Source organism: Hymenobacter sp. UYP22 (genome assembly GCF_040547285.1).
Classification (GTDB): domain Bacteria; phylum Bacteroidota; class Bacteroidia; order Cytophagales; family Hymenobacteraceae; genus Hymenobacter.
The window spans coordinates 130,500-150,410 of sequence record NZ_JBEPPK010000009.1 but is presented as its reverse complement, the minus strand read 5'-3'; the positions used below and the strand labels follow the sequence as shown (position 1 = coordinate 150,410).

The window sequence follows — 19,911 nt, the reverse complement described above, 5'->3', positions numbered from 1 at the left end:
GTCCGGCACGCGATTTCAAAAAAATGGTGAAGTATCAAGTTTCTCACGGCAGTCAACGAATCATCACCCGCGGCCCCGACCAGTACGTTGTAACACGAATCCTTCCGCCTGCTGCTGAGCCGAATCCGGGCCTCTCTTTACCGCTTTGGCTTTCTCCCTGCTACCCGCTTTGGCTGTTTCCTGGACTGTGGCCCAGGTAGCACCGGCGCTACTTCACCACGGGTTGCGCGCTCAGTTCCTGGCTCCATCCCCGGCCCCGCGGGCATTGCCAGTGCCTGCCGCAGTTGAGCGCCTTTATAGCCTACTTCCTGGCCCCGCAGGGCCACCCCATCCGTTTCAAAGCTAACGCCGCGTAATACCCCGCCCTTGTCGTGGGTGTAGCGAATCATGATGGCTAGTCTTTGCAATTGCAAAGCCAGCCACTGCTCCCCTTCCCGGTCCGACTGGCGCAGCAGTTGCGCCAGCGCCTGGCTTACCCGCTGGCGCGCCGCCTGCTTGGTTGGGTCCAGTGCCTTCAAACTACGCCGCCTTTCGGGCAGCGGGTCCATGCCCAGTTCCTGGCTGATCTGCCGCGTGACGGCCGGCTGCCGGTAGAAATTATTGTCCGTTCGCAACGCCGGGCCACCGTCAATCGGCACCCGGTTCAGGTAGATGTGCACGTGGGCGTGCTGCTTGTCCCGGTGCTCATACACGACCACCTGGTGCCGCTCAATTGGCGCTCCCATCAGCTCACAATAGCGCTTGACCGCCGCCACCTTTTGCGCCTGGCTTACGGCCTCCCCGGCCTTCCACGAAAGCACCGTATGCCACACCGGTTTCTGCACGCGCTTGCTCCGGGCCGCCACGGCCTGCATATCCTGCGCCATCTCTTTTGGGCTCCCTGGAATCACGTTGGACACCACTAAAAGTGGCGCTTCTTCTGGCTCTTTTCCCCTCCCCTGCCGCTGCCCAGCCCCGTAAGTCAGCGCACCTTCGAAGTCGCTACCCGTAATAGTTTTCGCAATCATAGCAGGTAACTTCTAATAACTGTTAGCGCCTCCAACAGCTGCGCCTCATGGTTGCTAAACGACTTGCCAGCCTGCGCCAGGCGCGCAATCTGATTCAGGTTAGTACCAATGCCAACCAACTGCCGTCGCAATTCCGGGGGCACACTTTCTTTTATCTCTACCCCTCGACCAACGTCCCGCAAATACGCTGATACCTTCTTATAACCAGCTGCCTTAGCTTTCTCCTGCAGCTCCTTCTTTTCATCCGGACTTACGCGCACATCAATGCGTAAAGTGCGCGCGGCCTCAGCAGTATTTTCGTCTGGCTTTTCTGATTTCATAATCTATTTACGGCATTACGTGAGGTATGGCTATTGAACAGTGATGTTCGCTCTCTATGCAAATCTAGGCAGCTAAAGCTAGCAAGCCAAGCTATGTGAGCCTGCGAACATGGCGGTGTCATTGAATCGGGCAAACGAAGTTTGTCCGGACAATGACATGGCTTGTTTATCGATGAACGAGGACGTTGGACGGATCTATGACTAAACTTATGGCGCTTCTGTGCATCCTTGCTTCTGCGCTTCAATGAAGCATAAAAGAAATTAGTTGTAGTTGGTTAGACCGTATTTCAACATGTATCCAACGCTGGCACTAATCTCTTATATTTTTGCTTCACTACTTCGTTGCTTCAATGCTTCAAAGCATCACACTTACAAGTTGTAGGCATAATGGATCTAGTGATTAAATATTGCTTCAGTGCTTCTATGCTTCATTGCTTCAATTCAGCAGCAACGATACAAATAGTTATGCTTCAGTGCTTCATTGTATCGCTGCTTCGATTACTCATTGATATTTTGCTTCATTGTATCAGAGAATCAATGCTACAATGACAAGTTGCTTCACTATATCAAAGATCCGCCGACACAGTGTATCTTTGAGGCATTGCTTCTTTGCTACAGCGAATCATTTGTTGTTTGAAGCACTGAAACAGTACATTGCTGCTTCAGTGCTTCACTGATACTACGACACAATGAAGCACTGACACGAAACCAAAACTGACAGCGACTCAAAAACCATTCCCCCCTTATGAAGCACACTCGGGTAATAGCCTTTGCCACCCAGAAGGGTGGGGCGGGCAAATCCACCATCGGCACGCATGTGGCCTCGGCGCTCTGCTACCTCTACGGCTACAAAGTAGCGATGCTCGACTGCGACTATCCGCAGAATACCCTGCACGCCTACCGCAACCATGAGCAGCAGCTGCTACAATCCGACGTGGCTTTTCAGGAGCGGCTCATCAAGCAGGGGGTAACGCCGTATCCTATTGCTATTTCAAGCGTGGAAAAGGCCGTCGAAGCCATTGACACCCTGGCCGAGAAGGAGTTCGACTTTATCCTGGTGGATACGCCCGGCACGGTCAACGTCGTGGGCCTGAGCGAATTGCTGGAGCGGGTAGACTATATCTTTCTGCCCATGGAGCCGGACATGGGCACCATTGCCTCCACGATGTCCTACATGCACATCCTGGGCAACTTCACCCGCCAGCAGCGGCCGGAATCCAACCTGGAAGGGTTTTATGCCTTCTGGAACAAGTTTCTCAAGGCCGAGAAGCGGACGGTCTACACCAAAACCGCCGAGCTGTTCCGCGAGAAGGGCTATCCGCTGCTCAACAGCCGGGTAGAGTCCCTGGTCAGCATCAAGGACAAGCGCTCCACGATGTTTCCCATGCCGGAAAAGGAACTGGGCAAACTCGGACTAGGCAGCCTGATTACCGAGATTCTGGAGCTGGTGCTCGGCAAGGGCACCGTTACCCCTTCGGGCAAGACCATCGACTTCACGCCCACGGAATTTGAGCAGCCAGCCCCCGCGGCCATTGAAACCCTCGACGATAACGCTAAATAACGCCTGCTCCCATGGCCAAGAAAACCACCGAATCCAAAGAAGCCGCGGCCGAGCGGCGCCAGCGTGAACTTGCTGCCCTCACCTCGGGCGTTGCTGCTTTCAGCCTGATGGGCGACGCCCCCCGGCCAGCGGCGCCGGCACCGGCGCCCGCCGAAACGCCCGCACCTGCGGTTGCTCAGGCACCTGCCGCGCCGTCGACGCCCCCCACGGCCGAAGTCGCGCCGCCCGCTGAGGCAAAGGAACCAGCGGGAAAAAAGGCGGCGCCGGAGGTGATACCCATACCCGTGGCCCCCGTTCAGGTGGTAGAACCCGCAGCAGCGGCGCCGACGTCGGTAGGGGAGGAGCCCCGCGCGGGCGCTCCCGCGCCACTACCTTCGCCAGCTCCAGCCAGCGCGCCGGAAGAAGAAGCCGAGGGGGAAGAAGTCGACGAGGAACTGCCCGTTGCCCCGCCGGTCGCGGCGGGTGGGGAGCTTGACCTAGCGCAGCTGTTCGTGCCTTCGGCGGAGAAAAAAACGACCACCCTGCGCATCACGGCCGACCACCAGCAGTATTTTACCCAGCTCGGCTTTATCCTGGGTGGGGGCGCGTCGGCCCCGGATATCATCCATAACATCCTCAGCCGCTTTCGGCAGGAGCACGAAGCGCAGCTGCAGAAGGCCATGAAAAAGCAGATTCGCCAGATGATGGCCCCCAAAAAATAGGACAGCCCTGGTATCCCAGGGCTATTCCATCCGTATAGCGGCCGGCTCACCTTCCGTGGTTGAGCTGGCCGTTCCGTTTCCCGCGCTGGCCTTTTCCCAATACTCCACTTAACGGTGGGGGAGGGGAGAGGCTCTACTACCACCCCGCTATGTCTACACAAACCTTATATCCATCACTACCTTACCCGCAATCCTCTGCCGCATGAAGGGCGGTGCTATCTGGGCCGTGCTCGGCCTGCTACTCGTCAGCCCTGGCGCCCGGGCCAATACCCGGACACCATCCTCCAATAGGACGCCGCAAACCATCGACTCGCTGCGGGCCTTGGTGCGCCACGCTCCGCTGCCGGACTCGGCTCGCTTTCAGGCGCTGCTGGCTTTAAGCGATAAGCTATTTGCCCAGGATGTGGCCGAAGGCCGCCGGGTAGGGGAGCAGGCCGTAACCTTTGCTCGCCGCCGGCTTGACTGGCCGGGCGCAGCCGACGCCTTGTATCAGCTGGTGGTAAACTGTGAGCGGGCTGCTGACTACGTGGCCGCCATGCACTACAGCCAACAGGGGGTGGAGCTTACTCGCGCGCACCGTCCTCGGGACCAGTGGCGCTTCACCCAGTGCCTGGGCCTAGTGGCCGTGGATACCAAAGACGCGGTCGGTGGCCTGCGCTACCTGCGCCAGGCCTACAGGCAGCAGGCCGCTACCCCCTCGGTAGGGCCCCGCGAGCGGGGTGGCCTGCTACTGAACCTGGCCAATACCTTTCTGGTGCTGCAGCGCTACGATTCCGTGCTTCACTACGCCACGCGGGCCCTGCCCTACATGCAGCGGGCGGCCGACGCCCGGGGCCTGGGCTACGTGTACCAGTTTCGGGGCGAAGTGTACGCCAAGCTGACGCCCCGCTCGCGGGCCAGCCTGGCGTCCGCGGCCACGAACATGCAGCGGGCCCTGCGCATCATGCAGCGCTACCGCTACCAGCCGCAGGCGGCCAGCTCCGCGCTTTCGCTGGCGCGGGTGTACCGCCTGCAGGGACGGCCCCGGGCCGCCCAGCGGACGGCGGAGTTAGCCTTAGCCCTGGCCCGCGCGGAGAAAATGCCCGAGTACGAAGCGGATGCCCTCTCCAGCCTTGCCTGGGCCTATGCCGACCAGAAGCGCCCCGCCCGTGCGGATGAGCTCGACGCCCGGGCGGAGGAGTTGCGCGATTCGCTCTTCAACGGCAATAAGGCCCGCGCCCTGGCCCAGCTGCAGGTGCGCTACGATGTGCAACTGCTCACCGAGCAGAAACGGGCGGCCGAGTTTGAGCAGCGCAGCCAACGTGCCCAGCTGCACTCGCTCTGGCTGCTGTTGGGTGGCCTCGCCACGACTGTAGGCGTGGGTGGGGGCCTGTACTGGCGATTGCGGCGGCAGAAAGCCCTGCTGGCCCTGGCCAACCAAGCCAACTGTCGGGCCGTGGCCGAAAAGGAGGTGCTGCTGCAGGAAATTCACCACCGCGTCAAGAACAACCTGCAGCTGGTCAGTAGCCTGCTGGCCTGGCAGCGCAGCACCCTGCCCGACCCCGTACTGCAGCAGGCCCTGGCCAGTTCGCAGGCCCGCATCCAGAGCATGGCCCTGGTGCACGAGTTCCTGTACCGGGCCGACAACCTCTCGCAGGTGCGCATGAACGAGTACCTGGGCGAGTTGCTGGAGTCCCTGCACCGCTCTCTTACCACGCCCAAACAGCGTATCCAGCTGAGCAGCAGCTTGGCACCCCTGGTCATGGACCCCAAAGAAGCCAGCGCCCTGGGCCTGGTGGTAAATGAGTTGGTGACTAATGCCTACAAGCACGCGTTTCAGGGCCGCGAGCGGGGAAAACTGCTTGTCGCCCTGGAAAAAACTGGCGCGGGCTTCCAGCTTGTGGTTCAGGATGATGGGGTAGGAGTGAGGCCAGAGGCAGAGGCAGAAGGGGCACATCAGGAAACTCATTCCCTGGGCCTGGAGTTGGTTACTACCCTAGCTCGACAGTTAAGAGCGAGCGTGTCGACAGTTCCCAGTCTACCCGCGGGTACGCAAGTCGTGGTGGCTAGCACCTAGACCAGCAACCCATTTAACATTCTATTCCTGTTATGGCCACCATCCTCATTGTTGAAGACGAACTGCTGATTGCCGCCGAGATTGAACGCGCCCTGGTCCGGCTGGGCCACTCGCCCCTGCCGCCTGTGGAAAGCAGCGACGAGGCGCTGAGCGTGCTGGCCGCCCAGCCCGTGGAGCTGGTGCTGATGGACATTAACATTGCCGGCGACTGTGACGGCATTGCGGCCGCGCTGCTCGTGCGACGACAGTTTGCCGTGCCGGTGGTGTTTTTGACGGCCCGCTCCGACTCGGCCACCCTGAACCGGGCCAAGCTGGCCCAGCCCTACGGCTTTCTGGTCAAGCCCTTCACCGATGATTCGCTGCGGGTGCAGATTGAGCTGGCCCTCTTCAACGCCTACCAGGCCGGGCCCGTGGGGCCGGTCTTGGACACGGCTGATGCCGGCACGGAGGTGCTGGGGCCCGCCGAGCGCTGCCCCAAGTTCAAGGACTACCTGTTCGTGCGCAAGGGCTCAGGCCACGTGAAGGTGCTCCTCAGCGACATTCTCTACTTCGAGGCCCTGCAGAACTACGTGCGCCTGCACACGGTGCGGGAGCGGTTTGTGTTTGACTCCACCCTCAAGGAGCTGGAGCAAAAGCTGCCCGACCAGTTTTTCAAGACCCACCGCTCCCACATCGTAAATCTGGACCACGTGCAGGCCTACGAGGAAAGTAGTGTGCTGCTGGGTACCGAATACGTGCCGGTGAGCCGCTCCTGCAAGGATGAGCTCAAGAACCGCATTCACTTAGTCGGTTAAGCCTAGACAAGCTTGTATTTCGGAAACCGTGCTCTTGGCCGAGCGTCCCACGCCGATGAGAGTCGCCGAAGCAAAGCCCGTCCAGCTGCCGTAGCCAACCAGCCACAGGCCGGGCACGGCGGTAGCGCGGGTGCCTTCGGTGGCTACGCGGCCATCGGGCTGCACCACGCCGAGCGGCCGCAGGTGGTCGAGGGCCGGCCGGAAGCCGGTGCACCAGATTACAGCATCGACTAGCTGCTCACGCCCGTCGGCCCACCGCACGCCCGTCGGGGTGAAGCGCTCGAAAGGGCGGACGCTGTGCAATACCCCGCGCTGGCGGGCATCCTTCACGGTGTCCACCATAACGATGTTGCCCAGCGAAGCGGCGGGCGCGGTGTGGCCAGCGTGGTAACGTTGGGTAGCTTGGGTAAAAAGCACGCGCCCGTCCACGTCATCGGGCAGGAAGCGTGGCTCTTGCTCCGTGACCCAGGTCGTGTGGGCCACGCGCGAGACATCGGCCAGAATCTGCGCCCCGGAATTGCCACCGCCCACGATTAGTACCTGCTGCCCGGAAAAGGGATCGGCGTTGCGGTACTCGGCCGAGTGCAGTTGAGTGCCTTGGAAGTTGGCTTGCCCCGGATAAGTAGGCCGAAAGGGCTGGCTCCAGGTACCCGTTGCGCTAACCACGGCGCGGGCTTGCCACTCACCCTGGTCAGTACGCACAAGGAAGCCGCTGGGTAGCTGCTGCACGCTTTCTACCCGCACCGGGCGCTCCACGGGTAACTGGTATCGCTGTTCGTAGTGCTGTAGGTAGCCGACAACGGCGTCGCGCGTGGGGTACGTGTCGTCGGCGGGCCGGGGCATCAGCCAACCGGGTAGCGAGCTGGCGTCGGCTGGGGAGAAGAGCCGAAGCGAATCCCACCCGTGCTGCCAGGCCCCGCCCGGGGCCGGCTGTTCGTCCAGTAGCACGTAGGACAAACCCGAGCGCCGGAGAAAGTAGCCTGCCGCCAGGCCACTCTGACCGGCCCCAATCACCAACACGTCTACTGAAGCAGGCTGCATAAGTATAGAGGGCGTTATGGGGCCGGGACGAACTCCCGCTGGGCAAACTCCTGCGCGTACCCTTTCACCTGGTCGCGTACCGCGCGGAATTGCAGGAGCACCTCTGCTTCCGTGCCCGTGGCTTTGGCGGGGTCGGGGAAGTTGTGGTGCAGCTTCCTGGCCGTCGAGGGAAACACCGGGCAGACCTCGTTGGCGTGGTCGCAGACGGTCAGAACGTAGTCAAAGGGCACGAGGGCGTACTCGCCGACGTGGTTGCTGGTGTGGTGCGATATATCCACGCCGTCTTCGCGCATGACTAGCACGGCCCGTGGGTTCAGCCCGTGGGTTTCAACGCCGGCCGAGTACACGTTGGCCGCGGTGCCGAGCAGCTGGTTCAGGTAGCCGTGCAGCAGCTGGCTGCGGCAGGAATTGCCGGTGCACAGCACCAGCACATTTTTCTTGTCAGACATGGGCAGCATAAGTGATTAGCGAGGGGAGGGTGCCAAGTCGCCGTAGTAGCGGCGGCGAAACCAGAAGGCCAAGTTCACCAGCGCAATGAGCGCCGGCACCTCAATCAGGGGCCCGATAACGCCTGCAAACGCCTGGCCGGAGTTCAAGCCGAACACGCCGATGGCCACGGCAATGGCCAGCTCAAAGTTGTTGCCGGTCGCGGTGAAGGCAATGCTCGTGTTTTCGGCGTAGCTCGCCCCCAGATACTTGCCGGCTACGAAGCTGAGCACGAACATGATGCCGAAGTACAGGGCCAATGGCAAGGCAATGCGCAGCACGTCGAGGGGGATGCGCACGATCAGCTCGCCCTTCAGGCTGAACATGACCACGATGGTCAGCAGCAGCGCAATAAGAGTAATGGGGCTGATAGCCGGCAGAAACACCCGCTCGTACCACGCGTCGCCCTTCAGCCGGTGCAGCACTAGGCGCGAGAAAAAACCGGCGGCGAACGGGATACCCAAATACACAAGCACGCTCTGGGCAATGTCACCAATACCGATGTGGACGGCGTACCCCTGCAGCCCGAAGTAGGGCGGCAGCACGGTGATAAACAGCCACGCCAGCACCGAATAGAACAGTACCTGAAAAATCGAGTTCAGGGCCACCAGCCCGGCGGCGTACTCACGGCTGCCGTCGGCCAGGTCGTTCCACACCAGCACCATGGCAATGCAGCGCGCAATGCCGATGAGGATGAGCCCCATCATGTACTCCGGTTTGTCGGGCAGCAGCCAAATAGCCAACAGGAACATCAGCAGCGGGCCGACCACCCAGTTCAGCAGCAGCGAAAGGCCGATGATGCGCGTGTTGCGGAAGACCTTGGGCAGCTGCTCGTACCGGACCTTAGCTAGCGGCGGGTACATCATCAGGATGAGCCCTACGGCCAGCGGCACGTTAACGGTACCTACCGAGAAGTAGTTGATGGCTTGCTCCACGCCGGGCACAAAATAGCCCAGCGCCACGCCGGCGCCCATGGACAGGAAGATCCACAAGGTCAGGCCCCGGTCAAGCCCGGAAAGCTTCCTGCGGGCAACGGCCACTGCCGGGGCCGGGGCCGTAGGGGGAAGATTTGTCATAGCAGTTAAGTCAGCCCTACCTTGGTGCTCCGACGCTCCAGCAAAAGCGTATCGCGCCACTGGTCACCCATTTTGCCGATTCGCTCGCGGCGTCCGACTAGCCGGAAGCCAGCGGCTTCGTGCAGGCGGACACTGGCCTCGTTTTCGGGGAAGATACCGGCCTGCAGCGTCCACATGCTGTGCTGCTCCGACTCGCTTACCAGCGCTGCCAAGAGCTGCCGCCCAACGCCCCGGCCCCGGGCCGCGTCGGCTACGTACACGCTCACCTCGCCCACGCCGCCGTACACGCAGCGGCTCGACACGGGGGAGAGAGCCGCCCAGCCGAGTACCTGGCCGTCGTCATCGAGGGCGACGAGGCGGCTGTGCGGCAGGTGACCCCGGTCCCATTCCTCCCAGCTGGGGGCCGACGTGGCAAACGTGGCGTTGCCGGTCGCAATGCCGGCTTTGTATATGGCTTTGGCGGCCGGCCAGTGCGCCGGCGCGAAAGGCTGCAGGGTCATGGTTAGTTGATGAGAAGGGGGAAGAAGCGCAGAAGGCGAGTAGCAGCACCTAGCAGCACCCGCCGCCGGGCGTGCAGGCGTTGGCGGCCGGGACGGCCGGCGTAGCATCGACCAGGGTAAAGGCCATCGGCGCGGTCGTCAGCATTTCAGCGGCTAGCGGTGCCTGCTGAGCCGCGGGCGCGATGCAGCACTGGCTGTTGCCGCCGGCCTGGTCGTACTCGGCCTGGTAGCGCGGGTCGTTGAACTCGGCGTCTTCGTGGAAGTAGTATACTTCCCACTCCACGCCGTCCGGGTCGTTGACCCAGAACTTATCCTGCTTGGCGTAGCAGCAGCTGGTGCCCATCTCTTCGCGCGCTACCAGGCCAGCCCTGCGCGCTACTTCCAGACGCTGCTCCATTTCCTGCACCGTCTCGACTTGGAAGCCCAGGTGCCCGAAGTTGCTGGCCACGCGCTCGGGGTTCTGCACGAAGGAGATGATCAGCGAGGGCTTGTCGAGCACGTACTTCGCGTAGCCGGGCTTGATCTTGGCGGCCGGCTGTCCGAAGAAGGCCGTGTAGAAGTTCACCGTGGCGGTTAGGTCGGAGACGTACAGCGAGACGTGCATCCGGGGAAATACAGACGTTTCCATGCGGTAGGCGAATTGAAAGGGTGAAACGAATTAGCAGCAGGTGCCTCCGGGGGCACAAGCCTCGTTGGCGGTCGATTCGACGAAGAAGGCCGTGAACTGCTGGTGCACCTGGCGCAGCAGCTCCGTGTTCAGGCAGTAGCAGACGGTCAGCCCGTCAATCTCCCCGCGAATGAGGTCCAGCGCCTTGAGCTCCTGCAGGTGCTGCGAGACGGTCGTGCGGGAGAGCGGCAGCTCGGCAGCGATGTCGCCGGAAATGCAGGTCTTCTTCGACGCCAGTAACTGAATGATGGCTACCCGGGCAGGATGGGCCAGCGCTTTGGCTACGCGGGCGAGTTGCTGTTGCTCCTCAGTGAAAGCGGCGGTCTTGGCGTACGTCATGGCAACTATGTAGTATGTCGCAATTATACGACATTATATGACGTGTGTTTACGTCTTTTGCAGTATTTTCTTTTCACCTCTCCGCTTGCAGCATCCTGGATGCCGGCTGAACAGCAGTTGACAGCTCGCTGCCGACAAGACGTAATCCCGGATACAAAGCTCTTTTTCGGGGCTAGGAGCCGCTTTATGGGTTCTGCTCAGCTGCTATTCGTGTAGAGTCGGTGCACCTCACCACCCGATTTTAACCGTTCGTCAACTTTCTACTAATCGGGTTTCGGGGCCGGATAGGTTTGCACAAGTCAAACCTGCCTGGTTTGGCACATCCACGCTCAGGTCGGCTGACCCGGGGTGCCACGCTTGATTCCTACCGATGCTTAGTGCTTATTCCTGGAGCCAGTTTGGCCTGTTTATGCTGGTTGTAGTTCTGCTCTACTATCTGGTAGTCGGATTACTCTACTACCGCGCCGAACTCGCCCCGCTGCTTGCATTCGGTAAGCGGGGCGCAGGCAGCTCGCTGGCCCCCGCCACGGCTCCGCCCGCCCTGGTACGCCCGACCTCCGCCTTTGCGCCGCCGCAGCCGGCCGCCGCCGTGGCAGCACCGGAAGCAACGGCAGAGGAGGAAGGGGCCGCCGAGAACCTGCCCCCTACCACTGAAGCGGTGGTAGAAGGTCAGTTGCCGGCCTCCACCGCCACGGCTACCGGCCAGGACCAGAGCGCCGACGACAGCGCGCCGCTGGATGCCGCTTCGGCCTCGGCCGAGGAGCAGGCCGCGGCGCAGGACCAGACTCGCACCGAAGCCCCCGACCAGGCCGATGAGCGCCTGGCCGAGTTGGTGCGGCGCGAAGCCCATGCCGAGGCGGACCCGCCGGCTGCCACTGATCACCAACCTGACGAACTTCTTGAAGCCGAGCCCGCGCTTCAACAGCAGTTGTCGGCGAGCTACGAGCCGCTGGCTTCGTTCGAGGAGCCGGTGGCCTCTCCGCTGGACATCATCACCGCCGGGCCCACCCCGCAGCTGGTGGCCGCCGAATCAATCAGCGAGTACATCGCCCTGCTGCAGGCGGGCCAGAACCCGCCCGCCCCGGCCGGCCTGCAGGGCAGTTGCCTGGCCGAACAAATGGCCCAGCACCTGGAAGAATACCAGGCCGAGCTGGCCGCCCTGTTCGGGGCCGATGAGCTGTAGAGCCCGGCCCACCCATTCCCCACGTCTCATTCTTTCCCATTCGTATGAATCAGAAGCGTTTTAGTACCTCGCTGGCCGTTCTGGCCCTGCTCCTTAGCTCGCACCTGCTCTACGCCCAGACCGGGGGTGGCAACGGCACGGCCGGCATTCAGGATGCCACCACCCAGGTCACCAGCTACTTCGACCCGCTCACCAAGCTCATGTACGCCATCGGGGCGGTGCTGGGCCTGGTGGGCGCCATTAAGGTGTACAGCAAGTGGAACTCCGGCGACCAGGACACCCAGAAAACGGCCGTGTCGTGGTTTGGCTCGATGATTTTCCTGGTCATCGTGGCCACGGTGGTGCGCTCCTTCTTCCTGTAAGCCCCTAGGCCATGCCCGTCTACGATCTGAACCGGGGCATCAACAAGCCCGTCGAATTCAAGGGGCTGGTGGACAGCAACATCTACTTCCTGGTGGCCGGCATCGGGCTGGTGTTTGCCCTGTTCGTGACCTGCTACCTGGCGGGCGTGCCGCTGGCACTCACCGTGCTGCTCACCTTCCTGGCCGGGGGCGGCATGTGGGCCGGGGTCTTCGCCCTGAACCGCCGCTTCGGCGAGCATGGGCTGATGAAAGCCGCCGCCCGCCGCTCCTCGCCCCGCTACATCACCAACCGGCACAGCCGCCTTTTTCAACGCCTCAACCAGGACCCGCCCGGCCGCGCGTAGCGGCCGGCGCGGGTGCTTTTCCCCCTGCCCATGAGCAACAAGGTTCTGCCCTCCGTTTCCCTGGAGTCCAAGCAGCCCATCTACAAGGTGGAAAAGGACTGCCTCATCTCGAAAAACGCGGACGTGACGGTGGCCTTCCGGCTGGAGCTGCCGGAAATCTTCACCCTCTCGCGCGAGGACTATGCCCATCTGCAGGCCGCTTTCGTGAAGGCCGTGCGCCTGCTGCCCGACCATTGCGTGGTGCACAAGCAGGACTGGTATGTGGAAGACAAGTACGCGCCGGGCTTCGAGGCCGAGCGTACGCTGCTCTCCGCCGCCTACGAGCGGCACTTTAACGAGCGGCCGTTCCTCAATCACTTTTGCTACCTCTTTGTCACCAAAACCTCGTCGGAGCGGCCCAACTGGGGCAGCACCTCGGGGCTGCTGGCCCGCCGCCACATCGTGCCCAAGGACATGCTTGACACGAAGGTGCTGGAAAGCTTCCTGGACAGCGTAGGCCAGTTCGTGCGCACGCTGGAAGGGGTGGGGCCCACTAACGCGCCATTCATCCGCTCGCACCGGCTTACCTCCGATGAGCTGGCCGGCACCCAGCAGAAGGCCGGGCTGCTGGAAAAGTACCTCTCGCTGGACCTGTCCGACCAGGCCCTGCAGGTGGACCTGGACCTGACCAACGGGCTGAAGGTGGGCCAGGAGTTCTGCCAGCTGTTTTCGGTGGCCAACCTCGACGACTTGCCCACCGCGGTGGAAACCGACATCCGCTACGAGGCTTACAGCACCGAGTACTCGGATTTCCCCATCTCCTTTGCCGCGCCGCTGGGGCTGCTGCTGGGCACCAGCCATATCCTAAACCAGTACGTGTTTCTGGACAACACCCAGAAGACGGTGAAAACCTTCGAGCAGAAGAAGGACCGGCTCAACTCCCTCTCGCTCTACTCCCGGCAGAACGCCATCAACGTGGAGTACTACCACGCCTTTCTCAACGAGCTGATAGCCCACAAACGCCGCCCGGTGCGGGTGCACTGCAACGTACTGACCTGGGGCCGCAGCGAGGAGGAGCTGACGGAGGTGCGCAAGCTGGTCAACGCCGCCTTCAACCAGATGAACTGCAAGCCCCGGCAGAACACCGTGGACATTGCCGCGCTCTATTGGGGCGGCATTCCCGGCAACGCCGGCGACTTTCCCAGCGAGGAAACCTTCTACACCTTCATCGAGCAGGCCGTCTGCTTCTGGGCCTCGGAAACCAACTACCGCTCCACCGGCGCCACCAAGGGCATCAAGCTCTCCGACCGCCTCACCGGCAAGCCCGTACTGGTCGACATCTCCGACGAGCCGATGAAGCGGCAGGTCATCTTCAACCGCAACAAATTCGTGCTTGGCCCCTCGGGCTCGGGCAAGTCGTTTTTCACCAACCACATGGTGCGCCAGTACTACGAGCAGGGCGCCCACGTGCTGCTTGTCGATACCGGCAACTCCTACAAGGGCCTCTGCGAGCTGGTGGGCGGGGTGTACTTCACCTACGAGGAAGATGCGCCCATTGCCTTCAACCCCTTCCTGATTTCAGGCAAGCTCGACGTGGAGAAGAAGGAAAGCATCAAAACGCTGCTGCAGGCGCTCTGGAAAAAGGACGACGAAACGGTCAGCCAGTCGGAGTACGTGTCGCTCTCCACGGCCGTGAGCCTGTATTACGTGATGCTCGAAGCCAACCCGGCTATCCAGCCCAGCTTCAACACGTTCTACGAGTTTGTGAAGGGCACCTACCGCAAGGTGCTGGAGGAGGAGAAGGTGCGCGAGAAGGACTTCGACATCGACAATTTCCTCTACGTGCTCGGGCCCTACTACCGCGGCGGCGAGTACGACTACCTGCTCAACTCCGATAAGGAGCTGGATTTGGTGCAGGCTCCGTTCATCGTCTTCGAGCTCGACAACATCAAGGACCATCCCATCCTGTTTCCGGTGGTCACGCTCATCATCATGGAAACCTTCATCTCCAAGATGCGCAAGCTCAAGGGGGTGCGGAAGATGATTCTGATTGAGGAAGCTTGGAAGGCCCTGACCACGCCCGGCATGGCCGCCTACATCAAGTACCTGTTCAAAACGGTGCGCAAGTTCTTCGGTGAGGCCATCGTGGTGACGCAGGAAATCGACGACATCATCGGCAACGAGATTGTCAAGGATGCCATCATCAACAACTCCGACTGCAAGATTCTGCTCGACCAGCGCAAGTTCATCAACCGCTTCGATGAGATTCAGGCCCTGCTTTCGCTCACGCCCAAAGAAAAGGACCTGGTGCTGAGCATCAACCGCGACAACAAGGCCACGCGGGGCCGCTACACCGAGGTGTTCATCTCGCTGGGCGGAGTGGTGTCAAAGGTGTACGCCATCGAGGTGTCGAAGGAAGAATACGTGACCTATACCACTGAGGAAACTGAGAAAGTGCGGCTGTTCGAGAAGCGGCGCCAGACCGGCGACATGCCCACAGCCATCAAGCTCTTCGCCGCCGAGCTGCGCGAAGGGTAGGGGCTCCACATCAACAAAAGGGAAAAACGATGCGCACGCTATTGCTTCACCTCGCCCTGCCGCTGGCCCTGCTCAGCAGCTGCGGCTCCGATACATCCCCGGCCGACTCACCGGCTGCGGCGGCCCCGGCAGCCGGTGCCCCGGTTCCCGTTTCGGCCGAGGTAGCCGCCGCGCAGGCCCTGGCTGACAGCCTGGTGGCCTTGCCCGCCGCCGAGCCAGCCGACAAAGGTGCGGCCCGGCACTACGCCCAGTTCGTGGCGGCCTGGCAGGACAGCGACCTGGACGCCTCGGTGAAGGAGCACCCGGTGGTGCGCAGCGGCTGGGCCCGCTACCGCTACGTACTGCGCGCGGTGGCCCGCTCGCGGGGCCTGCCCCGGGTGCAACCCGAAGATGTGGCCACCTGGAACGGCCTGGCGGGCCGCTGCGAAACGGTGGCCACAATGCTGCTGGCCCTGACCAAGGAGCCCAACGTGACGGCCACGCAGGCCCTGCCCACGCTGCTGGGCTTCGAGGGCGGCACCGGCCAGGCCCGCTTCGCGGCCGAGCGGCACCTGAAATACCTGCTGCACCCGCAAACCCGGAATCAATAAGCCTCCTACCACGCAAACGCGCCGCTCATGCAGAAGAAAATCATCCTCCTCAGCCTGGCTCTGCTGGGCCTGAGTGCTACCCGGGTCTCGGCCCAGCTGGTGGTATCGGCCCCGCTGCTGGAAGGGCAAAGCACGGTGCAAACCGGCCTGCAGAAAACCATGAAGGGGCTGGAAGCCGCGGCCAACAAGCTCGTGGCCTTCGGGGTGAAGGAGCAGGAGCTCACCAAAACCTTTGCCCGCAAGAACCTGGAGCAGCACAAGGAATGGTACGACGGCCTGCTCAAGGTCAGCGCCGCCGTGCGCGACTACCGCCGGGTGCGCTCCATTTACGCCAAGCAAACCCATATTATTCAGCAGTATTCGGATGCCATCAACGTGCTGCGCACATCCCCCTACATCAGTCCCCAGCAGCTCACGCAGATGACCAGCGTGTACGCCCAGCTGCTGGGGGAGGGTGCCAATACCGTGGCCGACCTGCGCACGGTGGTCAGCCCGGCCATGCTCAAGATGACCGACGCTGAGCGCATGGAATTCATCGACCAGCTGGACGCCAAAATCACCGACCAACTGGGCCTGGTCAGCTACTTCACCCGGCGCAACATGCTGCAGCTGCGGGCAGCCCAGCAAATCGAGCAGGACCGCCAGACCCTGCTATCCTTCATGGGCGCCAGTGCCCGCTAACCCCACCCGCTGCCGATGAAAACTGCCTCCTTATTCGTGCTGCTGGCGTTGCTGGCCCTGGTGGCCCGGCCGGCGCGGGCCCAAACGGTGATATCAGCGCCCATCTCCGAGCAAATCTCGCGCAAGCAGATTCTCCACCAGGGCGTATCGACCACGCTGAAGGGCCGGGCTAAGGTGCTGGCCGGCGACATCAAGCAACTCAGCACGGCCATCAAGGGCATTACTGACCAAACCCAGGCCCTGCACGCTCAGTGGTACAGCAGCCTGCTGCAAATCAGCGCCGGGGTGCGCAACTACCGCCGAGTGCGGGAAATCTACGACGCCCAGGCGGCCATGATTACCCAGTTTTCCAGCGGCGTAACCGAGCTGCGCACCCGGGGCCTTACGCCCGCACAGGTCACGGAGGCCTCCATCATGTACCAGGTCTTGCTGCAGGAAAACGTGTCGCTCATCGCCGAGCTGGCCACCATCATGACCACCAACCGGGCCCAGATGACGGACGCCCAGCGCCTGAAGTTCATCAACCGCATTGCCGACCGGATGCAGCAGCAGCAGCACCTGATGACTTACTACACCAACAAGTGCCGGGCCGTGGCTTACCAGCAGCAGCAAGCCCGGCAGGACCGGGCCTCGGTACTCGCCCTGATTGGGGCCGACGACGCCCGCTAGCGCCCAGTATCCTTTTCCCCACGCATTTCCCGCTCACCATGGACATGAACTCAATCACCATGCAGATGCTTCAGATGGAGCAGATGCTAGGCCGGCTCTACGACTCGATGCTGCCGCTGGTCGCGCAGTTCGTGACCCTGGGCCGCGCCGTGGGCGGCATTGCTGCCCTGATATTCATTAGCTCCCGGGTGTGGGGCCATATTGCCCGGGCCGAGCCCATCGACCTGTACCCGCTGCTGCGTCCCTTCCTGATTGGCCTGGCCATCCTGCTGTTTCCGCAGCTGCTCGGCGGCCTGCGCGGCATCACGAGCGCGCTGGCCACCAGCACCGATTCGGTGCGCACCGACCAGACCGCCCGAATCGACCAGCTGCAGCAGCAGAAAAAAGCCTTGCTGGCCCGCCAGCCTGGCAACGAGTACTTCGCCACGGACGAGGCCTATGAGAAGCGGCTGGAGGAGCTGGGTGGGGCCACAGGCATGAGCAATATGGGCCAGCAGGCAGCACTGGGCTTCGACAAACTCAAGTACGAGGTCAAGCAGGACTTCCGGGAGTGGATGAAAAACACCCTGGAGCTCTTCCACATTGCCGCGCGCCTGCTTGTCAACGTGCTGGCCACCTTCCTGCTCATCGTGCTGTCGGTGCTGGGGCCGCTGACCTTCGGCATTGCCATTTTCCCGGGCTTTACCGGCTCCATTGCCAAGTGGCTGGGGCAGTTCGTGACCATCAGCCTGTGGGTGCCGGTGGCCAATATCTTCGGGGCCATCATGGGTCAGTTCCAGGTGATGATGCTGGAAGCTGACATTGGCCGCCTCAACACCGGCGCCGGGGTTGACTCCGCCGACTTTGGCTATCTGGTCTTTCTCTGCATTGCCATTGCCGGCTACCTGGTCATTCCCTTCATCACGGATATGATGCTGGCCGCCTCGGGCGTGAGCGGCGTGGCCCGCGCCATGCAGGGGGCCCTGGTGGGCACCGCCGCTACGGCGGGCGCCGCGGCTGGTGCGGCTACTCGCCTGGGCACGGCCCCGGCCGCCGTGGCGGCCGCCACGGGGTCGGCAGCCACCGACAACCGGTCCTGGGGCGAGCAGCTGGGCCACCGCGCCGGCACGGCCCTTCGGGAACGGGTCTTTGGCCGCCGCTCCGCTTAAGCCCAGGCTACTCCATCTCCCACTAGCCCTTCTTAGCCATGTTCGCATCCCTGAAAACTATTGATTCCGCCTTCCAGCAGGTCAAAACCCTGGCCTTGCTCTTCATTGTGGCGGTGCTGGTGCTGGCCGGCACCATTGCCTACTTCGCGTTTCAGACCACCACTGCGGCCGCCAACCGCATCTACGTGCTGGAGGGCGGGCAGCTGCTCACGGCCGGCGCCCGGGATGCGCGGGCCAACCGCCCGGTAGAGGCCCGCGCCCACGTCACGCGCTTTCACGAGCTGTTTTTCACGCTCGACCCCGACCAGAAGGCCATCGACAGCAACGTGAACAAGGCGCTGTACCTGGCCGACAACTCCGCGAAGCGGCAGTACGAGAACTTCAAAGAGAAGGGCTTCTACAACGACCTGATTGCCGCCAACATCAGCCTGGAAATGAGCGTGGACAGCGTGGTAATAACCAACGCGCGCCCCCTAGTGGCGCGGTGCTACGGCCACCAGCGCGTCATCCGGGCCACCTCGGTGACTACCCGCAACTTCCTCTCCGAATGCTCGCTGCGCGACGTGACGCGCTCGGAGAACAACCCGCACGGCTTCCTGATGGAGAACTGGCGCGTCCTGCGCAATGAAGACCTCAGCACCCAGCCCCGCTAAGCCCCACCCGATGGAAACCAAACCGCACGACGCGCACTTTCTGCGCACCCGCAAGATGGCCACCTTCCTGCCAGTGGTGGGCGTCCCCTTCCTGGCCATCATGTTCTACCTGGGCGGCGGGGGCCAGGGCGCGCCCGCCGAGGCCCAGAACGTGCCGTCCGGCTTTAACACCACCTTGCCCACGGCCGAGAAGGGCTCCATTACGGCCAGCAAGCTCGAAGCCTACGCCAGCCCGGTGGACACCCTGCGCAACCGGGGACTGGTCGATGCCCACCTCGATACGGCGGCCAGCTCGGGCCTGTCGTATTCGATTGGCGCTGACGGTAAGCCCGGCCCCAACGGCTCGGTGGATAAGTCCGTGGTAGAAGCCCAGCAGCAGCTTATTGCCGCCCAGCAAGCCCAACTGAACGGTGGGGTCGCGCCCGGCACGGCGGTGGCCCCAACGACAGCTGCCCCCGGCTCCCTCACGCCCCAGGAGCAGCTGGAGCTGCTGCGCAGCCAGCACGAGCGGGAGCTGGCCGAGAAAGACGCCCAGCTGCAGATGGCACAGTTGCTGGCGCAGAGCAACAGCGGTGGAGGAGGGGTAGCCTGCCCGGCCGCGCCGACGGTGGTCAAGCCGAAGAAAAAAGCCAGCACCCGGGCCAAAGTGGTCGATGACGACGCCGTTGTTTCCCGCCTGGGCTCGAACGGCGCGGGCAGACGGCGCACGGCCTCGTTCACGGGTCTGGATGACGGTCGGGCGGCCACTGAGGATGCTAATACCCTGCCGGCCGTTATTCACGAATCGCAGGAAGTTGTCAGCGGCTCGCTGGTGAAAATGCGCCTGACGGAATCGGCCGTGGTCAACGGCCGCGCCCTGCCGGCCAACACCTTTATTTACGGCAAGTGCAGCCTGGCCGGGGAGCGGCTGAATATCAGCATCGAAACGCTGAAAACCGGTAATCGGGTCTTCCCGGTAGCCCTCGAAGTCTACGACGTGGACGGTCTGGAAGGCCTGCACATCCCGGGCGCCATTACCCGAGACGCGGCCAAGCAGGCCGGGGCCGATGGCCTGAACGCCGCCGACGCCATGACCATGAGCGCCGACCCTACGCTGGCCGCGGCCGGCGTGGCGGTTACCGCCGTCAAGGGCCTCGGCCAGAAGAAAATCCGCCTGGTCAAAGTGCGCCTGAAAGCCGGCTACCAGGTCATGTTGAAGATTGATAAATAAGCTACG

The 19,911-nt window shown here is 62.4% G+C and carries 22 protein-coding genes; 14 read left to right on the top strand and 8 right to left on the bottom strand.

All coding sequences use genetic code 11. The annotated features are described in order from the left end of the window. Positions 1 to 137: 137 nt before the first annotated feature. Together ABIB60_RS15060 and ABIB60_RS15055 are read right to left on the bottom strand one after the other, a co-directional pair. A complete protein-coding gene (locus ABIB60_RS15060) occupies positions 138 to 1,007 on the bottom strand; it encodes a relaxase/mobilization nuclease domain-containing protein (RefSeq protein ID WP_354581024.1) in 870 nt (289 codons plus the stop codon). Next, on the bottom strand, positions 1,004 to 1,327 hold the full coding sequence (locus ABIB60_RS15055; RefSeq protein ID WP_354581022.1) for a plasmid mobilization protein: 324 nt from the start codon (positions 1,325 to 1,327) through the stop codon (positions 1,004 to 1,006). Before ABIB60_RS15055 ends, ABIB60_RS15060 begins: the two co-directional genes overlap by 4 nt. A gap of 745 nt (positions 1,328 to 2,072) precedes the next feature. Between ABIB60_RS15055 and ABIB60_RS15050 the strand changes: the two genes are divergently transcribed. From ABIB60_RS15050 to ABIB60_RS15035, 4 genes are all read left to right on the top strand, one after another. After that, positions 2,073 to 2,888, top strand: a complete 816-nt coding sequence (locus tag ABIB60_RS15050) for a ParA family protein (protein WP_354581020.1) — start codon at positions 2,073 to 2,075, stop codon at positions 2,886 to 2,888. Positions 2,889 to 2,899: 11 nt separating this feature from the next. Further along, positions 2,900 to 3,589: a hypothetical protein gene (locus tag ABIB60_RS15045; RefSeq protein ID WP_354581018.1), complete on the top strand. Its 690-nt coding sequence runs from the start codon at positions 2,900 to 2,902 to the stop codon at positions 3,587 to 3,589. A 202-nt stretch (positions 3,590 to 3,791) separates the two neighbouring features. Continuing rightward, on the top strand, positions 3,792 to 5,645 hold the full coding sequence (locus ABIB60_RS15040) for a sensor histidine kinase (protein ID WP_354581017.1): 1,854 nt from the start codon (positions 3,792 to 3,794) through the stop codon (positions 5,643 to 5,645). 32 nt (positions 5,646 to 5,677) lie between these two features. Beyond that, entirely contained in the window at positions 5,678 to 6,439 is a 762-nt protein-coding gene (locus ABIB60_RS15035; protein ID WP_354581016.1) for a LytR/AlgR family response regulator transcription factor, read from the top strand. Here ABIB60_RS15035 and ABIB60_RS15030 read toward each other — a convergent pair. From ABIB60_RS15030 to ABIB60_RS15005, 6 genes are read right to left on the bottom strand one after another with little or no spacing between them, the layout of a single operon-like run. Further along, positions 6,428 to 7,480, bottom strand: coding sequence for an ArsO family NAD(P)H-dependent flavin-containing monooxygenase (locus tag ABIB60_RS15030; RefSeq protein WP_354581015.1), 1,053 nt, complete (start codon positions 7,478 to 7,480; stop codon positions 6,428 to 6,430). The genes ABIB60_RS15035 and ABIB60_RS15030 overlap by 12 nt on opposite strands. 14 nt (positions 7,481 to 7,494) lie before the next feature. After that, a complete protein-coding gene (locus ABIB60_RS15025; RefSeq protein ID WP_354581013.1) occupies positions 7,495 to 7,929 on the bottom strand; it encodes an arsenate reductase ArsC in 435 nt (144 codons plus the stop codon). Positions 7,930 to 7,944: 15 nt separating this feature from the next. Beyond that, positions 7,945 to 9,042: an ACR3 family arsenite efflux transporter gene (gene arsB, locus ABIB60_RS15020; RefSeq protein WP_354581011.1), complete on the bottom strand. Its 1,098-nt coding sequence runs from the start codon at positions 9,040 to 9,042 to the stop codon at positions 7,945 to 7,947. Between the two features lie 5 nt (positions 9,043 to 9,047). Further along, positions 9,048 to 9,542, bottom strand: a complete 495-nt coding sequence (locus ABIB60_RS15015) for a GNAT family N-acetyltransferase (protein ID WP_354581009.1) — start codon at positions 9,540 to 9,542, stop codon at positions 9,048 to 9,050. A 49-nt stretch (positions 9,543 to 9,591) separates the two neighbouring features. Further along, the gene (locus ABIB60_RS15010; protein WP_354581007.1) at positions 9,592 to 10,170 is read right to left on the bottom strand and encodes an ArsI/CadI family heavy metal resistance metalloenzyme; all 579 of its coding nucleotides are present in this window, start codon (positions 10,168 to 10,170) and stop codon (positions 9,592 to 9,594) included. A gap of 30 nt (positions 10,171 to 10,200) precedes the next feature. After that, positions 10,201 to 10,548, bottom strand: coding sequence for an ArsR/SmtB family transcription factor (locus tag ABIB60_RS15005; protein WP_354581006.1), 348 nt, complete (start codon positions 10,546 to 10,548; stop codon positions 10,201 to 10,203). A gap of 409 nt (positions 10,549 to 10,957) precedes the next feature. Here ABIB60_RS15005 and ABIB60_RS15000 point away from each other — a divergent pair, with 409 nt between their 5' ends. Genes ABIB60_RS15000 through traM form a run of 10 tightly spaced genes read left to right on the top strand, consistent with a single transcriptional unit; the run spans position 10,958 to position 19,905 of the window. Next, entirely contained in the window at positions 10,958 to 11,731 is a 774-nt protein-coding gene (locus tag ABIB60_RS15000; RefSeq protein ID WP_354581004.1) for a hypothetical protein, read from the top strand. 44 nt (positions 11,732 to 11,775) lie between these two features. Then, entirely contained in the window at positions 11,776 to 12,093 is a 318-nt protein-coding gene (locus tag ABIB60_RS14995) for a DUF4134 domain-containing protein (protein WP_119446588.1), read from the top strand. Positions 12,094 to 12,104: 11 nt separating this feature from the next. After that, positions 12,105 to 12,437: a DUF4133 domain-containing protein gene (locus ABIB60_RS14990; RefSeq protein ID WP_354581003.1), complete on the top strand. Its 333-nt coding sequence runs from the start codon at positions 12,105 to 12,107 to the stop codon at positions 12,435 to 12,437. A 30-nt stretch (positions 12,438 to 12,467) separates the two neighbouring features. Then, a complete protein-coding gene (locus ABIB60_RS14985) occupies positions 12,468 to 14,954 on the top strand; it encodes a TraG family conjugative transposon ATPase (RefSeq protein ID WP_354581002.1) in 2,487 nt (828 codons plus the stop codon). A gap of 29 nt (positions 14,955 to 14,983) precedes the next feature. Further along, the gene (locus ABIB60_RS14980) at positions 14,984 to 15,544 is read left to right on the top strand and encodes a hypothetical protein (protein ID WP_354581001.1); all 561 of its coding nucleotides are present in this window, start codon (positions 14,984 to 14,986) and stop codon (positions 15,542 to 15,544) included. 27 nt (positions 15,545 to 15,571) lie between these two features. Next, positions 15,572 to 16,225 carry a hypothetical protein gene (locus ABIB60_RS14975; RefSeq protein WP_354581000.1) on the top strand — a complete coding sequence of 218 codons (654 nt, stop codon included), beginning with the start codon at positions 15,572 to 15,574 and terminating at the stop codon, positions 16,223 to 16,225. Between the two features lie 15 nt (positions 16,226 to 16,240). Next, positions 16,241 to 16,894 carry a hypothetical protein gene (locus tag ABIB60_RS14970; RefSeq protein ID WP_354580998.1) on the top strand — a complete coding sequence of 218 codons (654 nt, stop codon included), beginning with the start codon at positions 16,241 to 16,243 and terminating at the stop codon, positions 16,892 to 16,894. A 44-nt stretch (positions 16,895 to 16,938) separates the two neighbouring features. Continuing rightward, positions 16,939 to 18,042, top strand: coding sequence for a conjugative transposon protein TraJ (gene traJ, locus ABIB60_RS14965; RefSeq protein WP_354580997.1), 1,104 nt, complete (start codon positions 16,939 to 16,941; stop codon positions 18,040 to 18,042). A 38-nt stretch (positions 18,043 to 18,080) separates the two neighbouring features. Continuing rightward, a complete protein-coding gene (traK, locus tag ABIB60_RS14960; RefSeq protein WP_354580995.1) occupies positions 18,081 to 18,695 on the top strand; it encodes a conjugative transposon protein TraK in 615 nt (204 codons plus the stop codon). Between the two features lie 10 nt (positions 18,696 to 18,705). Beyond that, positions 18,706 to 19,905: a conjugative transposon protein TraM gene (traM, locus tag ABIB60_RS14955; protein ID WP_354580994.1), complete on the top strand. Its 1,200-nt coding sequence runs from the start codon at positions 18,706 to 18,708 to the stop codon at positions 19,903 to 19,905. Positions 19,906 to 19,911 lie beyond the last annotated feature (6 nt).

Coding starts and splice junctions, on each gene's coding strand:
- ABIB60_RS14985 (WP_354581002.1), top strand. CDS start 12,468: ATGAGCAACAAGGTTCTGCCCTCCGTTTCCCTGGAGTCCAAGCAGCCC.
- ABIB60_RS15035 (WP_354581016.1), top strand. CDS start 5,678: ATGGCCACCATCCTCATTGTTGAAGACGAACTGCTGATTGCCGCCGAG.
- ABIB60_RS15000 (WP_354581004.1), top strand. CDS start 10,958: ATGCTGGTTGTAGTTCTGCTCTACTATCTGGTAGTCGGATTACTCTAC.
- ABIB60_RS15050 (WP_354581020.1), top strand. CDS start 2,073: ATGAAGCACACTCGGGTAATAGCCTTTGCCACCCAGAAGGGTGGGGCG.
- arsB (WP_354581011.1), bottom strand. CDS start 9,042: ATGACAAATCTTCCCCCTACGGCCCCGGCCCCGGCAGTGGCCGTTGCC.
- traM (WP_354580994.1), top strand. CDS start 18,706: ATGGAAACCAAACCGCACGACGCGCACTTTCTGCGCACCCGCAAGATG.
- ABIB60_RS15010 (WP_354581007.1), bottom strand. CDS start 10,170: ATGGAAACGTCTGTATTTCCCCGGATGCACGTCTCGCTGTACGTCTCC.
- ABIB60_RS14970 (WP_354580998.1), top strand. CDS start 16,241: ATGAAAACTGCCTCCTTATTCGTGCTGCTGGCGTTGCTGGCCCTGGTG.
- ABIB60_RS15015 (WP_354581009.1), bottom strand. CDS start 9,542: ATGACCCTGCAGCCTTTCGCGCCGGCGCACTGGCCGGCCGCCAAAGCC.
- ABIB60_RS14995 (WP_119446588.1), top strand. CDS start 11,776: ATGAATCAGAAGCGTTTTAGTACCTCGCTGGCCGTTCTGGCCCTGCTC.
- ABIB60_RS14990 (WP_354581003.1), top strand. CDS start 12,105: ATGCCCGTCTACGATCTGAACCGGGGCATCAACAAGCCCGTCGAATTC.
- ABIB60_RS14980 (WP_354581001.1), top strand. CDS start 14,984: ATGCGCACGCTATTGCTTCACCTCGCCCTGCCGCTGGCCCTGCTCAGC.
- ABIB60_RS15030 (WP_354581015.1), bottom strand. CDS start 7,480: ATGCAGCCTGCTTCAGTAGACGTGTTGGTGATTGGGGCCGGTCAGAGT.
- ABIB60_RS15055 (WP_354581022.1), bottom strand. CDS start 1,327: ATGAAATCAGAAAAGCCAGACGAAAATACTGCTGAGGCCGCGCGCACT.
- ABIB60_RS15045 (WP_354581018.1), top strand. CDS start 2,900: ATGGCCAAGAAAACCACCGAATCCAAAGAAGCCGCGGCCGAGCGGCGC.
- ABIB60_RS15060 (WP_354581024.1), bottom strand. CDS start 1,007: ATGATTGCGAAAACTATTACGGGTAGCGACTTCGAAGGTGCGCTGACT.
- ABIB60_RS14975 (WP_354581000.1), top strand. CDS start 15,572: ATGCAGAAGAAAATCATCCTCCTCAGCCTGGCTCTGCTGGGCCTGAGT.
- traK (WP_354580995.1), top strand. CDS start 18,081: ATGTTCGCATCCCTGAAAACTATTGATTCCGCCTTCCAGCAGGTCAAA.
- ABIB60_RS15040 (WP_354581017.1), top strand. CDS start 3,792: ATGAAGGGCGGTGCTATCTGGGCCGTGCTCGGCCTGCTACTCGTCAGC.
- ABIB60_RS15005 (WP_354581006.1), bottom strand. CDS start 10,548: ATGACGTACGCCAAGACCGCCGCTTTCACTGAGGAGCAACAGCAACTC.
- ABIB60_RS15025 (WP_354581013.1), bottom strand. CDS start 7,929: ATGTCTGACAAGAAAAATGTGCTGGTGCTGTGCACCGGCAATTCCTGC.
- traJ (WP_354580997.1), top strand. CDS start 16,939: ATGAACTCAATCACCATGCAGATGCTTCAGATGGAGCAGATGCTAGGC.